Source organism: Rhodococcus sp. NyZ502 (assembly GCF_041464245.1).
In the GTDB taxonomy this organism is placed as follows: domain Bacteria; phylum Actinomycetota; class Actinomycetes; order Mycobacteriales; family Mycobacteriaceae; genus Rhodococcus_F; species Rhodococcus_F qingshengii.
Map to the genome: position 1 here is coordinate 2,760,612 of NZ_CP167155.1, position 18,488 is coordinate 2,779,099.

General features: G+C 64.0%; 20 protein-coding genes. 15 read left to right on the forward strand and 5 right to left on the reverse strand.

The annotated features are described in order from the left end of the window. The first annotated feature begins 3 nt into the window (after nt 1-3). From dapA to ACBG85_RS12930, 5 genes are all read left to right on the forward strand, one after another. Nucleotides 4-909, forward strand: a complete 906-nt coding sequence (gene dapA / locus ACBG85_RS12910; protein WP_003942142.1) for a 4-hydroxy-tetrahydrodipicolinate synthase — start codon at nt 4-6, stop codon at nt 907-909. After that, nucleotides 910-2,919, forward strand: coding sequence for a ribonuclease J (locus tag ACBG85_RS12915; RefSeq protein ID WP_050655788.1), 2,010 nt, complete (start codon nt 910-912; stop codon nt 2,917-2,919). 59 nt (nt 2,920-2,978) lie between these two features. Next, nucleotides 2,979-3,602, forward strand: a complete 624-nt coding sequence (locus ACBG85_RS12920) for a TIGR03085 family metal-binding protein (protein WP_003942175.1) — start codon at nt 2,979-2,981, stop codon at nt 3,600-3,602. 124 nt (nt 3,603-3,726) lie between these two features. Further along, entirely contained in the window at nt 3,727-6,498 is a 2,772-nt protein-coding gene (locus ACBG85_RS12925; protein ID WP_030535561.1) for a DNA translocase FtsK, read from the forward strand. A 45-nt stretch (nt 6,499-6,543) separates the two neighbouring features. Next, the gene (locus ACBG85_RS12930; protein WP_019748181.1) at nt 6,544-7,524 is read left to right on the forward strand and encodes a TerC family protein; all 981 of its coding nucleotides are present in this window, start codon (nt 6,544-6,546) and stop codon (nt 7,522-7,524) included. A 16-nt stretch (nt 7,525-7,540) separates the two neighbouring features. On the opposite strand, the gene ACBG85_RS12935 is transcribed toward ACBG85_RS12930, so the two are convergent. Then, on the reverse strand, nt 7,541-7,825 hold the full coding sequence (locus ACBG85_RS12935; RefSeq protein WP_003942124.1) for a YciI family protein: 285 nt from the start codon (nt 7,823-7,825) through the stop codon (nt 7,541-7,543). A 58-nt stretch (nt 7,826-7,883) separates the two neighbouring features. After that, a complete protein-coding gene (locus ACBG85_RS12940; protein ID WP_007735157.1) occupies nt 7,884-8,408 on the reverse strand; it encodes an amino-acid N-acetyltransferase in 525 nt (174 codons plus the stop codon). Between the two features lie 120 nt (nt 8,409-8,528). Here ACBG85_RS12940 and pgsA point away from each other — a divergent pair, with 120 nt between their 5' ends. From pgsA to ACBG85_RS12965, 5 genes are all read left to right on the forward strand, one after another. Then, nucleotides 8,529-9,170: a CDP-diacylglycerol--glycerol-3-phosphate 3-phosphatidyltransferase gene (pgsA, locus tag ACBG85_RS12945; protein ID WP_003942125.1), complete on the forward strand. Its 642-nt coding sequence runs from the start codon at nt 8,529-8,531 to the stop codon at nt 9,168-9,170. Next, entirely contained in the window at nt 9,167-9,664 is a 498-nt protein-coding gene (locus tag ACBG85_RS12950; protein ID WP_030535560.1) for a CinA family protein, read from the forward strand. The genes pgsA and ACBG85_RS12950 overlap by 4 nt, the downstream gene beginning before the upstream one ends. A 90-nt stretch (nt 9,665-9,754) precedes the next feature. Further along, complete coding sequence (locus tag ACBG85_RS12955; protein WP_003942191.1) at nt 9,755-10,135, forward strand: helix-turn-helix domain-containing protein; 381 nt, start codon at nt 9,755-9,757, stop codon at nt 10,133-10,135. Nucleotides 10,136-10,291: 156 nt separating this feature from the next. Next, entirely contained in the window at nt 10,292-11,104 is an 813-nt protein-coding gene (pspA, locus tag ACBG85_RS12960; protein ID WP_003942098.1) for a phage shock protein PspA, read from the forward strand. 31 nt (nt 11,105-11,135) lie between these two features. After that, a complete protein-coding gene (locus tag ACBG85_RS12965) occupies nt 11,136-11,981 on the forward strand; it encodes a hypothetical protein (RefSeq protein WP_372027672.1) in 846 nt (281 codons plus the stop codon). 38 nt (nt 11,982-12,019) lie between these two features. On the opposite strand, the gene ACBG85_RS12970 is transcribed toward ACBG85_RS12965, so the two are convergent. Genes ACBG85_RS12970 through ACBG85_RS12980 form a run of 3 tightly spaced genes read right to left on the reverse strand, consistent with a single transcriptional unit; the run spans nt 12,020 to nt 13,905 of the window. Continuing rightward, complete coding sequence (locus tag ACBG85_RS12970; RefSeq protein WP_042450682.1) at nt 12,020-12,625, reverse strand: energy-coupling factor transporter transmembrane protein EcfT; 606 nt, start codon at nt 12,623-12,625, stop codon at nt 12,020-12,022. Continuing rightward, nucleotides 12,622-13,302: an energy-coupling factor ABC transporter ATP-binding protein gene (locus tag ACBG85_RS12975; protein WP_007735161.1), complete on the reverse strand. Its 681-nt coding sequence runs from the start codon at nt 13,300-13,302 to the stop codon at nt 12,622-12,624. The genes ACBG85_RS12970 and ACBG85_RS12975 overlap by 4 nt, the downstream gene beginning before the upstream one ends. A 6-nt stretch (nt 13,303-13,308) precedes the next feature. After that, nucleotides 13,309-13,905 carry a biotin transporter BioY gene (locus ACBG85_RS12980; protein ID WP_007735162.1) on the reverse strand — a complete coding sequence of 199 codons (597 nt, stop codon included), beginning with the start codon at nt 13,903-13,905 and terminating at the stop codon, nt 13,309-13,311. A gap of 237 nt (nt 13,906-14,142) precedes the next feature. On the opposite strand from ACBG85_RS12980, the gene ACBG85_RS12985 reads away from it, so the two are divergent. The 5 genes from ACBG85_RS12985 (at nt 14,143) to ACBG85_RS13005 (ending at nt 18,476) form a co-directional block, all read left to right on the forward strand. Next, nucleotides 14,143-14,319 carry a hypothetical protein gene (locus tag ACBG85_RS12985; protein ID WP_003942133.1) on the forward strand — a complete coding sequence of 59 codons (177 nt, stop codon included), beginning with the start codon at nt 14,143-14,145 and terminating at the stop codon, nt 14,317-14,319. A 17-nt stretch (nt 14,320-14,336) separates the two neighbouring features. Next, nucleotides 14,337-15,050 carry a PIG-L deacetylase family protein gene (locus ACBG85_RS12990; RefSeq protein ID WP_372027675.1) on the forward strand — a complete coding sequence of 238 codons (714 nt, stop codon included), beginning with the start codon at nt 14,337-14,339 and terminating at the stop codon, nt 15,048-15,050. A gap of 73 nt (nt 15,051-15,123) precedes the next feature. Continuing rightward, a complete protein-coding gene (locus ACBG85_RS12995; RefSeq protein WP_372027678.1) occupies nt 15,124-15,762 on the forward strand; it encodes a TetR/AcrR family transcriptional regulator in 639 nt (212 codons plus the stop codon). A gap of 2 nt (nt 15,763-15,764) precedes the next feature. Then, the gene (locus tag ACBG85_RS13000) at nt 15,765-17,300 is read left to right on the forward strand and encodes a glycerol-3-phosphate dehydrogenase/oxidase (protein ID WP_372027681.1); all 1,536 of its coding nucleotides are present in this window, start codon (nt 15,765-15,767) and stop codon (nt 17,298-17,300) included. Nucleotides 17,301-17,312: 12 nt separating this feature from the next. Then, nucleotides 17,313-18,476: a glycosyltransferase gene (locus ACBG85_RS13005; protein WP_042450679.1), complete on the forward strand. Its 1,164-nt coding sequence runs from the start codon at nt 17,313-17,315 to the stop codon at nt 18,474-18,476. Nucleotides 18,477-18,488 lie beyond the last annotated feature (12 nt).

The following is an 18,488-nucleotide window of genomic DNA, read 5'->3' on the forward strand; positions in this document are numbered from 1 at the left end:
ACCATGACCTACGGTGATTCCGCTTCTCTTGTCGAGCGTCCGTTCGGCACCATTTCCGTTGCGATGGTGACCCCGTTCACTGCCGACGGGAAGTTGGACGTCGACGCGGGAGTGCGCCTCGCAGCCCATCTCGTCGACAACGGCTGTGACGGCCTCGTTCTTGCCGGTACCACCGGTGAATCTCCCACCACCACCGAGTCCGAGAAGCTCGACCTGCTCCGCGCAGTGATCGACGCCGTCGGTAACCGCGCGAAGATCGTTGCAGGCGCCGGCAGCAACGACACCGCTCACAGCGTCGAACTCGCACGTGACGCGGCTCGCGCCGGAGCGCACGGTCTGCTCGTCGTCACCCCGTATTACTCACGTCCGCCCCAGGCCGGACTGTTTGCACACTTCACCGCCGTCGCCAACGCGACCGACCTGCCCGTCATGTTGTACGACATTCCGCCCCGCTCCGTCGTTCCCATCGAGACCGAGACGATCCGCCGACTCGCCGAGCACCCGCGAATCAAGGCCGTCAAGGACGCCAAGGGCGACCTCAACGCCGGCGCAGAGTTGATCGGCACCACCGAGCTTCAGTTCTTCTCCGGCGACGACCCGCTGAATCTGCCGTGGCTCGCTGTCGGCGCCACCGGCTTCGTCAGCGTCATCGGCCATCTTGTTCCGGGTCGTCTCCGTGACCTTCACACCGCGTTCGTGTCCGGCGACATCGCCCGCGCACGCGAGATAAACCTCAGTTTGATCCCTGTGATTCGTTCCGTTGCCCGCCTCGGCGGTGTCAGCGCTTCGAAGGCGGGTCTGCGACTCATCGGAATCGATGTCGGAGAACCACGCCTTCCGCAGGTTGCACCCACTAAAGAGCAGATCGACGGTCTTGCCGCCGATCTGCATGCGGCAGGAGTTTTGTAAATGACCCGTCCCCCCCGACGTCGTAGTGCCAGTCGTCAAGCCGGTCCGCCTTCGCCTCCGGCTCCCGAAACGGCCGCAAAGGCCGCACCGGTAGAGGCACCAGCTGCGCCGGCGGCAGAAGCGGCCCCCGCCGCAGCCGCCCCGCCCAAGAAGGCCGCAGCAACCAAATCTGCAGCAACCAAGTCCGCTGCCACCAAATCTGCTGCACCCAAGAAGTCGACCGAAGAGAGGTCGCCGCGCAAATCTTCCGGCGGTAACCGACCGGCAGCATCGAAGTCGGGCAACGGGCGCGGAAACAAGCGCCCCGAGAACCGTCCGGCCGTCGATCCCACGGGTCGCCTCGGAACACCCCCGAAGGCGCCGGCATCGGGTCTGCGCATCGTCGCGCTGGGCGGCATCGGCGAAATCGGTCGCAACATGACGGTGTTCGAGCACCGTGGCAAGTTGCTGATCGTCGACTGCGGTGTGCTGTTCCCCGAGGACCAGCAGCCTGGCGTCGACCTGATCCTCCCGGACTTCCGCTACATCGAAGACCGTATGGACGACGTCGAAGCCGTCATCCTGACTCACGGACACGAGGACCACATCGGTGCTCTGCCGTTCTTGCTGCGTCTGCGCGCGGACATTCCGGTCATCGGCGCGAAGTTCACTCTCGCTCTCGTTGCCGCCAAGTGCCGCGAGCATCGCCTGCGTCCGAACCTGGTCGAGGTCGTCGAGGGAAACACCACCACCCATGGCCCGTTCGACTGCGAGTACTTCGCGGTCAACCACTCGATTCCCGACGCTCTCGCGATCGCGATTCGCACCGACGCCGGCGTCGTACTGCACACCGGTGACATCAAGCTCGATCAGCTGCCTCTCGACGGCCGCCTGACCGACCTCGCCGGATTCTCCCGCCTGGGCGACGAGGGCGTCGACCTGTTCCTCGTCGACTCGACGAACGCCGAAGTTCCGGGATTCGTCACGCCCGAGCGCGAAATCGGGGGAGTGCTCGACAACGTCATCGGCAAGGCGAAGCAGCGCGTCATCGTGGCATCGTTCGCCAGCCACGTGCATCGCATCCAGCAGGTCGTCGACGTAGCCGCTCGGTACAACCGCCGCATCGTCTTCGTCGGCCGCTCGATGGTCCGCAACATGCAGATCGCCCAGGATCTGGGCTACCTGACGGTGCCCGACGGCCTCGTCGTAGACATCGACACCGCCGCCACCCTTCCCGACGATCGCCTGGTGCTCATTTCGACGGGTTCGCAGGGTGAGCCGTTGGCAGCGCTCTCGCGGATGGCGCGCGGCGAACACCGTCAGATCAACATCCGCGCCAACGACCTGGTCGTTCTCGCGTCTTCGCTGATCCCGGGCAACGAGAACTCCGTTTTTGCCGTGGTCAACGGTTTGGCCAAGCGCGGTGCCACCGTCGTGACCCAGCAGAGCGCCAAGGTTCACGTCTCGGGCCACGCGTCCGCCGGTGAGTTGCTCTACCTGTACAACGCGGTTCGGCCCACCAATGCCATGCCCGTCCACGGTGAATGGCGGCACCTGCGTGCCAACGCCGCGCTGGCAAAGGCAACCGGCGTGCCGGAAGAGCGCATCGTATTGGCCGAGGACGGCGTCGTGGTCGACATGGTGGACGGCCTCGCCGAGATCGTCGGACGCGTACCGGTCGGACACGTCTACGTCGACGGTCTGTCCGTCGGCGACGTCGGTGAGCCGACGCTGTCCGATCGCCTCGTGCTCGGTGAGGGCGGCTTCATCGCGATCACCATCGTCATCAACGAGTCGACGGGCCGTGCGGTCAGCACCCCCGAGGTGTCCGGTCGCGGCTTCTCCGACGATCCGACAGCGCTCAAGGCTGCCGCGGATCTCGTGGAATCGGACCTGGCCCGGTTGGCGAGCGAAGGCGTCATCGACGCCCATCGCATCGCGCAGTCGGTGCGCCGCGTCGTCGGACGCTGGGTCGCGGACAAGTACCGCCGCCGTCCGATGATCATTCCGACGGTCATCGCGGTTCCGTAGATTCGGCACAGCAGGTCGCTTCCGCTCGAACCCGGTCCGGTTCGAGTACTTTGGCGAAGGTGACCTTCGCTCATGACGAACGACTCGCCCTGGTGGACAGCATGGTCGAATTCGGCCCCGATGCTCCGACACTGTGTGGGGAGTGGACCAATCGTGACCTGGCAGCACATCTGATAGTCCGGGAGCGGCGTCTCGACGCCGCTCCCGGAATCATGTTGAGCCCTCTTGCCGGTCACACCGAGAGCGTGCGTAAGGCCGCAGCGGCGCGTCCGTGGGAGGAGATCCTCGACGACGTTCGGAGTGGGCCGCCTCGGTGGTCGCCGATGTACTGGCTCGACGCGCAGGTAAATACCACGGAAATGTTCGTCCACCACGAAGATGTACGACGCGCACATCTGAACTGGGCGCCGCGTCCGTTGTCGGAGGGTCGGCAGGCTCAGCTGTGGAAGTACGCCCGGCAGATCGGCAAGATGGGTTACCGCAAAGCCGCTGTCGAGGTCATTTTCGAACTTCCGTCCGGCGAGAGTGCGGTCGTCCACAAATCCGGCTCTCGCAGTGTTGTCCTGCAGGGTGAACCCGCCGAGTTGCTGCTGCACGCTTTCGGTCGCAACGAGGTGAAGATCGAAGCCAAAGGTGAACTGGCCGACGTTCAATCCGTGATGGCGCTCGATCGCAGTTTCTGATGGCCCCCTTCTGCCGGAGCCGAGCTCGACAGACGGGTTGTGAAGATCACGTTTCGCACTCGCCACCAGTGTTGCTGGTGTTGCGGATGGTCCAGATGGGGTCGCACAGACTAGCCTGAACTCCATGGCAGGTAAGTCGAGCGCCCGGGGATCCAGTACAAGCACGTCTACGTCCAGGGCATCGACCAGGTCGTCAGCCTCTACTCCGAGCGCGCGCGCAACCGCAAAACCTCGTGCCTCGCGCACCACGCGAACCGTATCGACTCCTCGAAATGTCACGACTTCGGCCAGGGCTGGTGGGCGCCCCGCGTCGGGCAAAGGCTCCAAGCCGGCGCCCAAGAAGGCGTCCGGTACGTCGTCGGCCGCGCGCCGCCCGGTATCGAAAACCTCTCAGCGGGCCAGCCCGTTGGCCGCTGTGGGCAAGGGAATCGGAGCCGGGTGGTCCCTGGCTGCCCGCGGCGTCGGCGCCACCACACGCACCGTCAGTAAGGTCGGCGAGATCGAAGCCGGCCACCGCCGCGACGGAATAGCGCTCGGCCTGATCGCATTCAGCGTCGTCATCGCCGGTGGCGTCTGGTTCAAGGCCGGTGGTCCGATCGGCGGCGGCATCGACACCCTCGTGCGGGCGATCTTCGGCGCGGCCTCGGCCGTGCTCCCCATCGTCGGCGTCGGCCTCGCGATCCTGTTGATGCGCACCGAACCGAAACCTGAGATCCGGCCCCGACTGATCATGGGATCCTTGCTGGTCGGTCTGCCGGCGCTCGGCCTCTGGCACATCATCTCGGGTTCACCGACAGACGCCACCGGTCGCTCCAACGGCGCAGGGTTTGTCGGATACGTCGTGGGCGGCCCGCTCACCAACGGGCTCACCGTCTGGCTGTCTGCGCCGCTGCTGGTCATCGCCGCCGGATTCGGAATCCTCCTTCTGACCGGAACGACTCTGCGTGAGGTGCCGAGCAAGTTCCAGTCCTTCTTCGGCGCCTCGTATCGCTCGGACGAATACGGCGACTACGGATCCGAATTCGACGAGGACGGTGAGCACCACTACGGCGAATCTGCTTACGATCCTTCACTGTTCGACGCCGACGGCTACCCGGTCGACACCTACGCCGAGCCGCCGCTCAAGCCCGCCAAGCGGACCAGCCGACGCGCACCGATCGACAACTACCCGACGGACGAGTTCGAATCCGGAGACAAGAAGACCGAAGTCCTCGGTCTGTGGAACGCCGACGACACCGCAGTACCCGACGAGCCCGTCGCGGCTGCGGCAGCGCCCGTCGTGGAGACGCCGGCACCGCGCCCCAAGGTGCCTGCGCGTTCGGTCCCCATCGCCAAGCCCGTGCCGAAACCCGAACCGGAGCCGGAGGAGAAGGAACACTTCGTCACCGATCGGGTCACCGACGGCGACTACAACCTCCCGCCGACGACGTTGCTGATCGAGGGAGACCCGCCCAAGCTCCGCAGTTCTGCGAACGACGCGATGATCGAGGCGATCAGCGAAGTCCTCGAACAGTTCAAGATCGATGCCGCTGTTACCGGTTTCACCCGCGGACCGACGGTGACGCGCTACGAGGTCGAACTCGGCCCAGGCGTGAAGGTCGAGAAGATCACCGCGCTCGCCCGCAACATCGCGTACGCCGTGGCAACCGACAACGTCCGCCTCCTGGCCCCCATTCCGGGTAAGTCCGCGGTGGGTATCGAGGTACCGAACTCCGACCGCGAAATGGTCCGCCTCGCCGACGTTTTGAACGCGCCGAGCACCCGACGCGATCACCATCCGCTGGTGATCGGTCTGGGTAAGGACATCGAAGGTGACTTCGTCAGTGCGAACCTCGCGAAGATGCCCCACCTTCTGGTGGCAGGTTCGACCGGCTCGGGTAAGTCGAGCTTCGTGAACTCGATGCTCGTCTCGTTGCTCACCCGAGCAACGCCCGAAGAAGTACGGATGATCCTCATCGACCCCAAGATGGTCGAGCTCACGCCGTACGAAGGTATCCCGCACCTGATCACGCCGATCATCACTCAGCCGAAGAAGGCAGCGGCAGCGCTGGCCTGGTTGGTCGAGGAGATGGAACAGCGCTACCAGGACATGCAGGCCAACCGGGTGCGTCATATCGACGACTTCAACTCCAAGGTCAAGTCCGGCGAAATCACCGCCCCGCTGGGCAGCGAGCGCGTCTACCGTCCGTACCCCTACATCCTGGCGATCGTGGACGAGCTGGCAGACCTCATGATGACCGCGCCGCGCGACGTCGAAGAAGCAATCGTCCGCATCACGCAGAAAGCCCGTGCTGCCGGTATCCACCTGGTGCTGGCAACGCAGCGCCCGTCCGTCGACGTCGTCACCGGCCTGATCAAGACCAACGTGCCTTCGCGTCTGGCGTTCGCGACGTCTTCACTGACGGACTCGCGAGTCATCCTCGATCAGCCCGGAGCCGAGAAGCTCATCGGTATGGGTGACGGCCTCTTCCTGCCCATGGGCGCGGGTAAGCCGACCCGTATGCAGGGCGCGTTCATCACCGACGAGGAAATCTCGGCGGTCGTCGACTTCGCGAAGAACCAGGCCGAGCCCGAGTACACCGAAGGTGTCACCGCGCAGAAGGCAGGGGAGAAGAAAGACGTCGACCCCGACATCGGCGACGACATGGATGTCCTCCTGCAGGCCGTGGAATTGGTCATCACGAGTCAATTCGGTTCGACGTCGATGTTGCAGCGCAAGCTACGAGTCGGGTTCGCCAAGGCCGGCAGACTGATGGACCTCATGGAAAACCGCGGCGTCGTCGGCCCCAGCGAGGGCTCCAAGGCACGCGAGGTTTTGATGAAGCCTGAGGAACTCGACGGTCTGCTGTGGTCGATTCGCGGTGGCGACCCGGACGAGGCACCCGCAGACGAGTAGCGACACCTCGGCGGACAAGCCGTCGACAGACGACCGGAGGAACCCGTGCATGTGACGCCGTTGGCTTGGGGAATCACGATCGTGGTGATCCTCGGCCTGTTCGTCTTCGACTTCTTCGCCCACGTCCGCACGCCACATGCGCCCACGTTCCGGGAGTCCGCATTCTGGTCGACGGTCTACATCTCGATCGCCATCGTCTTCGGCCTCGTCGTGATGTGGATCTGGGGCACCACGTACGGCGGTGAGTACTTCGCCGGATACGTCACGGAAAAGGCGCTCTCGGTAGACAATCTGTTCGTCTTCGTGATCATCATGTCGACGTTCGCCGTCCCGCGAGAGTTCCAGCAGAAAGTCCTGCTGATAGGCATCGTCCTCGCATTGGTGATGCGCGGAATCTTCATCGGAGTCGGCGCCGCCGCCATCAATGCGTACAGCTGGGTGTTCTACCTCTTCGGAGCGTTCCTGATCTACACCGCGTACACCCTGATCCGCGATCACGGGCATGAGAAGGAAGCCGAGGAGAAGCGCGACAGTCGCATCATCTCACTCGTGAAGCGGGTGCTGCCGACAACCGAGGAATACGACGGGGACAAACTGATCACCCGGATCGACGGCAAGCGCGTCGTGACACCGTTGTTGTTGGCGCTCATCGCAATCGGGTTTGCCGACGTGCTCTTCGCGCTCGATTCGATTCCGGCGATCTACGGTCTGACCCAGGAACCGTATCTGGTGTTCACCGCCAACGCCTTCGCGCTGATGGGTCTACGGCAGCTGTACTTCCTGATCGGTGGGTTGCTCGAACGGCTGGTCTATCTCTCGTACGGGCTCTCGATAATCCTGGCGTTCATCGGTGTGAAATTGGTACTTCACGCGTTGCACGAGAACACCCTCTCGTTCGTCAACGGAGGTGAACACGTCTCCGTCCCGGAAATCTCCACGGCACTCTCACTCGGAGTGATCATCGGAGTATTGGCGGTGACGACGGTCGCGAGCCTGTTGAAGACTCGCGACCGGGCGGGGGAGTAAGCCGGGGCCGGGGCTCTCAGGCGCTGAACTGACCCAACACCGGAACCCACTCGGTGATCCGGACCTTCTCGATCAAATCGGCGATCGCGAACGGATCGTGGGTGAAGAGGAGGGAAACGGTGTCGGCGTCTGCGGCGTCGACGATGATCAGCGCGCCGTTTCCATCTGCAAACGGGCCGGATGACAAGACGATCGAGCGGGAAACCAGATCCGCGAGCCACGCGCGGTGATCGCTACGGACTTCGTCGCGCTGAGCGTTCTTCTCGGGCGCGTAGGTGTATTCGACGAGGAACAACGACATCGTGAACCGCTTTCGGGGCTGGTGATCGAGAGGGTGGTGTGTGAAGAGTCTGAACGGTTCAGAGAGTCAGGAGCATGCGAGTATTGCCGAGTGTGTTGGGTTTCACATAGCTCAGATCGAGGAACTCGGCGACGCCGGCGTCGTAGGACCGACACATTTCCGCATAGACCTCGGCGGTGACGGGGGTGCCGTCGATCTCTGCGAATCCGTGACGGTGGAAGAACTCGGTCTCGAACGTCAAAACGAACAACCGTTCCAACTCCAATTCCTTGGCGACCTCGATGAGTTTGTCGACGACGTGGAATCCTGCGCCCTGGCCTTTGGCGGTCGGATCGACTGCGACGGTGCGGATCTCACCCAGGTCCGCCCACAGCACATGCAGTGCGCCGCAAGCGATTACCTGGCCGCCTCGCTCGGCGACCCAGAACTCCTGGACTGCCTCGTACAGCGTCACGAGATTCTTCTCGAGGAGGATCTTGCCGGCGTAGATGTCGATCAGACGCTTGATTTCGGGGATGTCCGACGTTCGCGCGCGACGCACGATCAACTGGCTCTCGGTATAGGTCGGCGCGGTCGAAGTCATGTGGTGCACATTAGTCAATGGCCCTACCGATATTCTAAGTCGCGTGCCTGTCCGCCCCACGCAATTCCCGCGCCGCTCGGCTTTGTCCCGGGTTCGGCTCACCGCCTGTGCGGTGATCCGATGAGTACCCCGCGCGATCAGACCGACGCCCATCGCGCCGCCGTCGGCCCGTCCGACGGCACACCTGTCGCGGACAACCCGGTTCCGTTGCTGAACATCGCGAACATTCTCACGATGGTCCGAATGGTTCTCGTTCCGGTTTTTCTCGTTGTTCTGTTCGTCGACGGCGGACACTCGACGTGGTGGCGTCTCGGGGCAATGGGCGTGTTCATCGTCGCCGCGATCACGGATCGGATCGACGGCCAATTGGCTCGGAAGTACGGTCTGGTCACCGATTTCGGCAAACTCATGGACCCGATCGCGGACAAGGCACTGATCGGCGCCGCGCTGATCGGCCTTTCGGTTCTCGGTGACCTGTCGTGGTGGGTGACCGGAGTGATCATCGCCAGAGAACTCGGAATCACGCTGTTGCGGTTCGCGGTACTGCGGCACGCGGTCATCCCGGCGGGCAAGGGCGGCAAGCTCAAGACCCTCGTGCAGGCTGTCGCGATCGGGTTCTACCTCTGCCCGCTGCCGAGCAGTTGGGACATCGTCAGCGGATTGCTGATGGCTGCTGCCGTCGTGCTGACGGTGGCGACGGGAATCGAATACATCGTGCAGGCGATCAGGCTTCGCGCCGGAGTTCGCGCAGTCGAGTCATGACGGACCCGCTGCTCGCACTCGGAGTGGTCGAACTCGTCGACGCCCTTGGCGCCGCGAGGCATACTGTCGCCGCCGCCGAATCTCTGACGGCTGGATTGTTCACGGCTGCGGTCGCGTCCGTGCCGGGGTCGAGCGCGGTGCTGCGTGGGGGCCTGGTCGTGTACGCGACCGACTTGAAAGCGACGCTGGCGGGCGTGGATCCCGAGCGTCTGGCAACGGACGGCCCCGTGTCCGAGAGCACGGCGGTGGCGTTGGCGCTCGGCGCCCGGACGAGGTGCGGCGCCGACTGGGGTATCGGACTGACCGGAGTCGCCGGTCCGAGTGAGCAGGACGGACACCCGGTCGGAACGGTGTTTCTCGGTATCGCCGGTCCGGACGGAACCGAATGCGTACCGCTCGCGCTCGGCGGCGAACGGTGGGAGATTCGGACAACCGCAGTCGCAACTGCCGTGTCGCGGTTACGTGATCGTGTCGCAGAGCGTGCGGCACGATAGGCTCGGGAACCAATCGGATGTGTTCGGACGTTGACGATTGTGAAGACGTACGACCATGCACGATGAGGTCACGGATGAAGGAGGAGCGAGATGGCGCTGCTATTGCGTGAGGCAATCGGTGACAGTCTCCGGCGTACGCGCGTTTCGCAGAGCCGCACGCTACGTGAGGTGTCGAACAGCGCGCGTGTGAGCTTGGGCTATCTGTCCGAAGTGGAACGTGGACGTAAGGAAGCATCGAGCGAACTGTTGGCGGCGATCTGTGATGCGCTCGCAGTCCCACTGTCCGACGTGCTGGTCGACGTGAGCGAGACCCTGGCCACGAAGAAGAGCGCTCCGGTAGCTGGTCGGCAGGTCGCCGAACCCGCCGTGTCGGCTTCCGGTTCGGTCTCGGCTTCCGGTTCGCCGACAATCGCACGCGATACCCGCGTCGTGATTCCGGCACCGAACGCTCGAAGGTTGGCGGCGGCGTAGCCACTACCGGCCGTAACCGATAGATTTTGTACGTAACCGCCGGTTTCCAGCAGGTGGGGTCAGAGCAGATAGGGCGCAGCCCTTGTTTCGGTGCGCGACGGTCGCGCTCCGGGTCGCGTTCGGCGCGGCGCATCAGATGGAGGCAGGATCAAACCAATGGCTAATCCTTTCGTCAAGGGCTGGAAGTACCTGATGGCGCTCTTCAATTCGAAGATCGATGAGAAGGCAGATCCAAAGGTTCAGATTCAGCAGGCGATCGAGGACGCACAGCGCCAGCATCAGGCGTTGTCCCAGCAGGCTGCGTCGGTGATCGGTAATCAGCGTCAACTCGAGATGAAGCTCAGCCGTCAACTCGACGAGGTCGAAAAGCTCAACGCCAACGCGCGCCAGGCCGTCAACCTCGCCGATCAGGCCGCTGCTGCCGGCGACAACGACAAGGCGATCCAGTACACCAACGCTGCCGAAGCTTTTGCGGCCCAGTTGGTGACGGCCGAGCAGGGCGTCGAAGATCTGAAGGCACTGCACGACCAGTCCTTGCAGGCCGCCGCTCAGGCCAAGAAGGCTGTCGAGCAGAACGCGATGACTCTGCAGGCAAAGGTTGCCGAGCGCACCAAGCTGCTCAGCCAGCTGGAGCAGGCCAAGATGCAGGAGCGCGTGAGCGAGTCCCTTCGGTCCATGGACAGCACGCTGTCGGCTCCCGGCAACACACCCAGCCTCGATGCTGTGCGCGACAAGATCGAGCGGCGTTACGCCGACGCACTCGGCTCTGCCGAGCTCGCCCAGAACTCCGTTCAAGGCCGCATGATGGAGGTCCAGCAGGCCTCGGTCCAGATGGCAGGGCACAGTCGCCTCGAGCAGATTCGTGCTTCCATGAAGGGCGAGGCACTGCCTTCCGGCGGCGCAGCAGCCACTCCTGCGACTCCGTCCGTCGAGAAGCAGCCCCCGGCTGCCGGTCAGACCGGGCAGTAGCCGAATCCTCGATGTCGGCAGTGATGCTCTGATGTTTTCTTCACGAGACGGCCGATCTGGGCGCGAGCCCCGGTCGGCCGTTCCCGTTTCCGTATCCGGCGCCTTCGGAGCGTTGGGACGCACCGCGGACACATTGCGCGAGGTCGGACTGTCTGCGGCGGATGCCGCTCGGCGGTGGCAGGACCCGCGCGCCAAATTCGAGCGCAAACGAGCCCGTGCACGTCGACGCGCTCAGCGTTGGGGTTTCATGTCCGGCGGATCAGTGGTCGGCACGGCCGGCCTTGCGGTTGCGTCGGCCCCCGAGTGGTCGGTGGTCGTGGCAGGCGGGGGAGCGGCACTGTTCGCGGTTCCCGCCGTCATTGCGGTCGGTCGTTACCGTTCGATGAGTTCCGGCCCACCGCCGTCGGCGCCGATTCGCCGGCGCTTGCCACCGTCGTCGTCTCGCGCGTTCATCCCGATGTCTCGCCTCATCGGCGCCGAGACTTCGTTGTTCGAGATCTTGAGTGTGCTCAGGCGCGCCGACACCATCGACCCCGGTGAGTTGGACGAAATCACTGTTACCGCCGATTCGGCATTGAGAGCGATGTTCGCGGTGTCTTCGGATGTCGTCGCGATGGAACGCGCCGTGGCCGCTACACCCAAGGTGACCGAACCTCTTGATCCCACCATCGACGGCGCAGTTCGTGAGTTGCAGTCGGGGTTGGATCGGTACGAGGATCTGGTGACCTCCGCAGCTGCATTGACAGCGCCTCACAGCCCTTCGGCTCTGGTGGGATTCAACCGAGAACTCTCGGCGCTGCACGCGGCCGCCGAGCGACTCTCGGCGCTTGCCGACGCCATCGGTGAGGTGGACGACATCACCCGCAAGTACAACTGATCGGTCCTCGCGCCTGATCGATGCACCTGTTCGAAATCTCAGTCGTCGGCGCCGCGGGCCGCCAATGCTTCACCCATTGCGTCAGCGGTCATCAGGGTGCCGACGATGACCGGAACTGCGAAGGATCGCAGCGAGAATCCGAGCCCTCGCGCCTTGCGTGCCTCGGACACCTGTGTGATGACCTCGAACATCAGCGGGATGCACCGGATCGTCATTGCGAGGAGCAAAGCGATCCGTTCGGGATTGACGCCGAAGCGTCGCAAGGGTGTCAGGAACCGGGTGATCGCGTCGAGCATCTCGGAGATCCGTGTGGTCAGACCCATGATCGCCGCGAAGGCGATCGAAATGATCAGAACCCCGCACACGACGGCCGCTCGCTGCCATCCCGCGACTATCAGCTGGAACGCCCCGATGAAGAGCAACATCCACAGCGCCGGACGCAGCTGCCGGATCGCAGTCATCGGAGGAATGCGCGCAATCGCGTACAGGGCCACAACGACGATCGTGGGAGCTGCCAGTTGCCACGGCTCGCGCACGAAGATCGAGACGGCGAGGATGGCCACGACCAAGGCGAAGAGCTTGATCCCCGTCGGCATCCGGTGCAGGAGTGAGCGGCCCGGACGGTAGACGCCGAGAGTGGTCACGAGACCAACGACCGGTAGTGATCGATGGAGTCGGCGGGGGAGCCGTCAGCGACGACGCGGCCTTGGTCGACGACCAACACCCGTTCGAAGGACTCGAGGAGATCGAGTTGGTGGGTCACGACGATCAGTTGCTGATCGAGTGACTCGAATACCGAGCTGATCAGCCGAGAGTTGCGAAGGTCGAGGAGCGTGGTGGGTTCGTCGGCGACGAGTACGTTCGGTTCCGTCACCATGATGGCCGCGAGCGCGAGGAGCTGTTTCTGCCCGCCCGAAAGCTGGTGGGTGGGATGGTCGGCGTGCCCGGCGAGGCCGTAGCGTTCGAGCACCGAGGCCACCTTTGCGGCGCGCTCGGCTTTGCCCAATCCGCTACGGCGGAGCGAGAATTCGATGTCCTCGGCAACCGTCGGCATCACGATCTGGTGGTTGGGATCGGTGAAGACGAATCCGACCTGCTTGCGTACGTCGCGGCCCTTCTTCGCCGTGTCCAAGCCGTTGACGTGGACGTGTCCTTCCGTCGGAACGACCAGTCCGTTGATCATGCGAGCGAGCGTCGACTTGCCGCTTCCGTTCGCACCCACGATTCCGATTCGCTGCTCGCTCAGTCGCAGATCTATCTGCTGCAGGACCGTTCGTTCACCGAAGCTGTGTCCGACGTTCTCGAAGACGATCTCACTCATCGGAGATTAATTCGCCACCACGGTCTTGTTCGACGAGATCACCGAGTCGCGCAGTAGTGCCGGGTATGCCCGGTGAACCTGGGACGCGACCAACGCGGTGACGACTGCTTTTGCGGCGTCGAGCGGGATGAAGGCGGCGTTGGCCGACCATGCGGCAACGAAGCTCATGTGTCCGCGGACCATCATTCCAACGATGCCGAACGCGTAGAGAACGACGACGCCGCCGAGAAGGTTGATGCCGATGCCCGCGATGATCCGGTACTTGGGCAGCATCTTGGCGGTCAGCCATCCGATGACAAACGCCGTCGGGATCCAACCGATGAGGAATCCGGCTGTCGGGCTCGAGAGAGACACGAGTGCGGTGCGACCGCCGGCAAGGACCGGTAGACCGACCAATCCCAGAGCAATGACCGTCAGGACGGCGAGAACACCCTTGCGCGGTCCGAGTAGAGCGCCGGCCATCATGACGCCCATGGACTGAAGGGTGATCGGCACGCCGGAAATGCCGATGTTGATCGACCCGGGTAGGCCCAGCGCGATGATGAGTGCGGCGAAGACGGCGACATGCGCGAGATCGCGAGCGGGGAAACGGGTCGTAGACACTGCGGACGTGCTCCTTCGGCATACGGGATCGAACTTCGCGAGTTTACGCCAGGAGCAAGTTCCCATGGGTTGGACACCTGACCTGCGTGAGGGCCGGTCTCGGGGTGAACCCTGATCTTTACCTGAACTTGCCGCTGAGCTGCTGCTTTGTCACGCCAGACCTGTCAGGCTGGTTCTACGGACGACGCAGCACCTGTCCGATTCGACTGATTATTCAACGGCACGTTGGAGGTAAGCATGTTTTGGAAGATCGTTTTGGCCGTCGTACTGGTGTGGGTCGCACTCGCGGTGGTCGGTGCGCTGATCAAGGGGCTTTTCTGGGTTCTGGTGGTCGGCGCTGTCGGCTTCGGAATCTACTTCCTGGTGAAGGCGATGTCGGGAAGTGACGACAATTCGCCCGCTTCGCGGTTCTGACGGGCAAGATCTGCCCTATGGAAAACTTCCCCGAGGACTGGCAGCGCGCGATTGTCATCGTGGCGCATCCCGATGACATCGAATACGGCGCAGCCGCAGCAGTGGCGCAGTGGACCGATCGCGGCAAAGACGTGCGATATGTCCTGGCCACGCGCGGCGAGGCCGGAATCGCCTGTCTGTCGCCCGAGGAGTCCGGCCCGATCCGCGAGGAAGAAGAGCGTCGCTCGGCCGCGATCGTCGGTGTCGGTGAGGTGGAGTTCCTCGGCCTGCCCGACGGTCGTCTCGTGGAAGGCTTGGAGTTGCGCTCGACTCTCGCCGCAGCAATTCGCCGCCACCGTCCGGAATTGGTGGTGACGATGAACTTCTCCCACACCTGGGGCCCCGGCTATCTGAACAGCGCAGATCACCGTGCACTCGGGATCAGCGTTCTCGACGCAACTGCCGACGCAGCAAACGAATGGATCTTTCCCTCGTTGACGGCGCAGGGACTGGCGCCGTGGCCCGGTGTTCGGTGGGTTGCGGTCAATACGATGACTCCCACACACTGCGTCGACGTGACGTCGACGGTCGATCGCGCCGTGGATTCGCTCGCGGAACATGCGCGATATCTGGCGGCGCTGAGTTCCACGCCGATCCGGGAACAGGCGCGCGCACAGATCGACATGGTCAGCGGACCGAAGCCTGGTTTCGACGCCGAGCGAGCAGTTGGTTTCGAGTTGTACTATTTCTGATGATCTCTGAGCGAGAGAAATCGCAAGTCCCGACGGGATTACCGGTGACTTGTCCGGTATTGTGTTACACACGATGGTAATCCGTAACGCAGATGACTCACTTGCCCCTCGCAAGGCAGATGGTCAGCGCATCCCCAGCCGCGAGATCGACGACGTGATTCTCGACGCAGCAAGGTCGTGTGTCCTCGATTTCGGAATGCAGCGAACCACACTTGCCGAGATCTCGCGTCGCGCCGGCGTGAGCCGACCGACGGTCTACCGGCGATGGCCGGACACGCGAGCTGTCGTCGCGGACCTGCTCACCCGGGAGATCCGATCGGTGCTGCCCGAGGTGACCTTCAACGGGTCTGCCGGCACGTTGCTCGTGGAGGCGATCGGTGACGTCGTCGGCCAGATTCGCGACCATCCGCTCTTCGTGAAAATTCGGCAAGCTGATCAAGAATTGCTGACGACCTACATCGTGGACCGGCTCGGCGCGAGCCAGAAGTCGATTCTCGAGCTGATCACATCCGTTGTCGCGGCCGGCCAACAAGACGGTTCGATTCGCGAGGGAAGCGTCAACGAGATCGCGGCGATGGTTCTACTGATGGCTCAGTCCGTCGTCATTTCTGCGCCGACTCTCGAGCCGGAGCTTTCCTCCGATGCGTCGGTCGAGCAACTTCGATATGCGGTCGCTGCTTATCTGGCACCCGTCAAGAATTCGGGAGAATAGCTGTGAGCCCCCTAGATTCAGCAGGCAGCGATTCAGCGCTCAACGCACAACGGCGTACTCGTGAACTCGAGCAGTTGGCGAACGGCGATTCGGTCGACGTCCTGGTGATCGGCGGCGGAATCACCGGTGTCGGTGTCGCTCTCGACGCCGTGACTCGTGGGCTCAGTGTTGCGCTGGTCGAAAAGCACGACCTCGCGTTCGGCACCAGCCGCTGGAGTTCGAAACTCGCACACGGCGGCCTTCGGTACCTGGCTTCCGGCAATGTCGGTATAGCGCGTGAAAGTGCGGTCGAGCGCGGCATTCTCATGACGCGCACCGCGCCGCACCTCGTTCGCGCCATGCCCCAACTCGTACCGCTGTTGCCCGAAACGTCGTTCTTCGGGAAGGCCCTGGTGCGTACCGGTTTCCTGGCTGGTGACGCTCTGCGCATGTCGGCGCGAACCCCGGCTTCGGTGCTGCCCAGATCACGGACGGTCAGCGCTGCGCGGGCGCGCGAATTGGCTCCCGCGGTCAAGCGGGAAAACCTACGAGGCGCCTTGACCGCGTTCGACGGGCAGCTCATCGACGACGCCCGCCTCGTCGTCGGTATCGCCAGAACCGCAGCGTCGCACGGCGCGCGAATCCTGACGCGCGTCGGTGCTTACGACGTATCCGGAACGTCGGCCACCTTGCGCGACGAGTTGACCGGATCCGAGTTCTTGATGCGTGCCCGCGTCGTGGTCAATGCGACCGGTGTCTGGGCTGATCAGGTCGACTCCAGCATCACCCTGCGCCCCAGCCGCGGGACGCACCTGGTGCTCGATGCAGCGCGATTGGGGAACCCCACGGCAGCACTGACCGTGCCGATTCCCGGCGAGACCAACCGTTTCGTCTTCGCCCTGCCCGCCCAGCTCGGCCGGATCTACCTCGGGTTGACCGACGAAGCAGCGCCGGGACCGGTGCCTGACGTACCGACGGCGTCCGAGGACGAGATCGGCTTCCTGCTCGACACCGTGAACACGGCGTTGGAAGCTCCGCTGACCCGTGGGGACGTCTTGGGGACCTTCGCGGGTCTGCGTCCGCTGCTGGACACCGGTGAAGGCTCGACGGCCGACCTCTCGCGCAATCACGCTGTAGTCCGTTCGGACTCGGGCTTGGTCACGGTGGTAGGCGGAAAACTCACGACGTACCGCAAGATGGCCGAAGACGCCGTCGACGCTGCGGTCGAGGTCGGGTCGCTGAGCGCCGGGGCATGTCGGACACGCGCGTTGCCGCTGGTAGGCGCTGCATCACCGGCGGAATTGAAGAAGATCAAGGCACCCGCGTCATTGGTGGCGCGATACGGCACCGAGGCCGAGGTCGTTGCCGCGGCGAGCGGCGATCGTCTCCGGTCGGTTGCGGACTTGGAGATCTGCGGTGCCGAGTTCGATTTCGCGGTGTCGCATGAAGGCGCCCTCGACGTCGACGACGTCCTCGATCGCAGGACGAGAATCGGATTGGTGGTTTCGGATCGCGAACGCGCACTGGGTGCGGCGGAACAGGCCTTTCACTCGGTGTGACACTCTGATCCGGTGCGTGTAGCCGTTGTTGCCGGGCCGGACCCGGGTCATGCTTTTCCCGCAATAGCGTTGTCGCTGGCGTTGATCCAGGCCGGCGACGAACCGATCCTGTACACGGGGACCCGGTGGGTCGAGGCAGCGCGAGCAGCCGGCGTGGAAGCCGAGCCGCTCAAGGGCTTGGCCCCGCGGCCGGGAGACGACGATCTTGATGCAGGTGCTCGGATTCATTCGCGCGCCGCCTATATTTCCACCGAACTGCTTCCCGACCTGAAGTCCGTCTCCCCGGATCTCGTCGTTTCCGACATCCTCACTGCCGGAGGCGGATTGGCCGCCGAAAGACTTGGCATCCCCTGGGTGGAACTCTCGCCTCACCCGCTGTACTCACCTTCACGGGGGTTGCCGCCGATCGGCAGTGGGCTCGCGCCCGGCGTCGGAATTCGTGGTCGACTCCGCGATACCCTGATGCGCGCAGCGACGGGACGTTCGATCAAGCAAGGGTTGGCCCAGCGATCCCAGGCCCGTGTCGGTGTCGGACTGCCCGCTCTGGATCCCGGTCCGCAAGCGCGGCTGATCGCAACACTTCCGGCACTCGAAGTGCCTCGCCCCGACTGGCCGGAGCGCGCTCACGTCGTCGGACCGCTTCTGTGGGAGCCGACCGAGGTGATTCTGGATCCACCGCCAGGTGACGAACCGCTGGTTATGGTGGCGCCCTCCACGGCGCATACCGGCGCAGTGGGAATGTTCGAGGGCACGGTCGAAGGACTCGGCGGAGCCGGTGTGCGGCTGATCGCGTCGATGCTCGACGGGGCTGAAGGTGAGCATCCTGATTGGGTTCGTGCAGGTCTCGGACGCCAGGACGCGATGCTGCGTGACGCGTCGGTGTTGGTATGTGGCGGCGGGCACGGCATGTTGGCGAAGGCCCTGCTGGCCGGCGTGCCGACGGTCGTCGTTCCCGGGGGCGGGGACCAGTGGGAGTTGGCCAATCGCGCTGCGCGGGCAGGGACGTCGGTGATCGTGCGGCCCGCAGATGCTCAGTCGATTCGCGATGCCGTACTGCAGGTGCTCTCCGACAAACGATTCGCGGAAGCTGCGAGAGCGGCTGCCGCGACTGCGTCGCAGGTCACCGATCCGGTGGCGGTGTGCCGACAGGTGGTCAACGGAGGTGTGACGGCGTGAGCACGTTGCGCC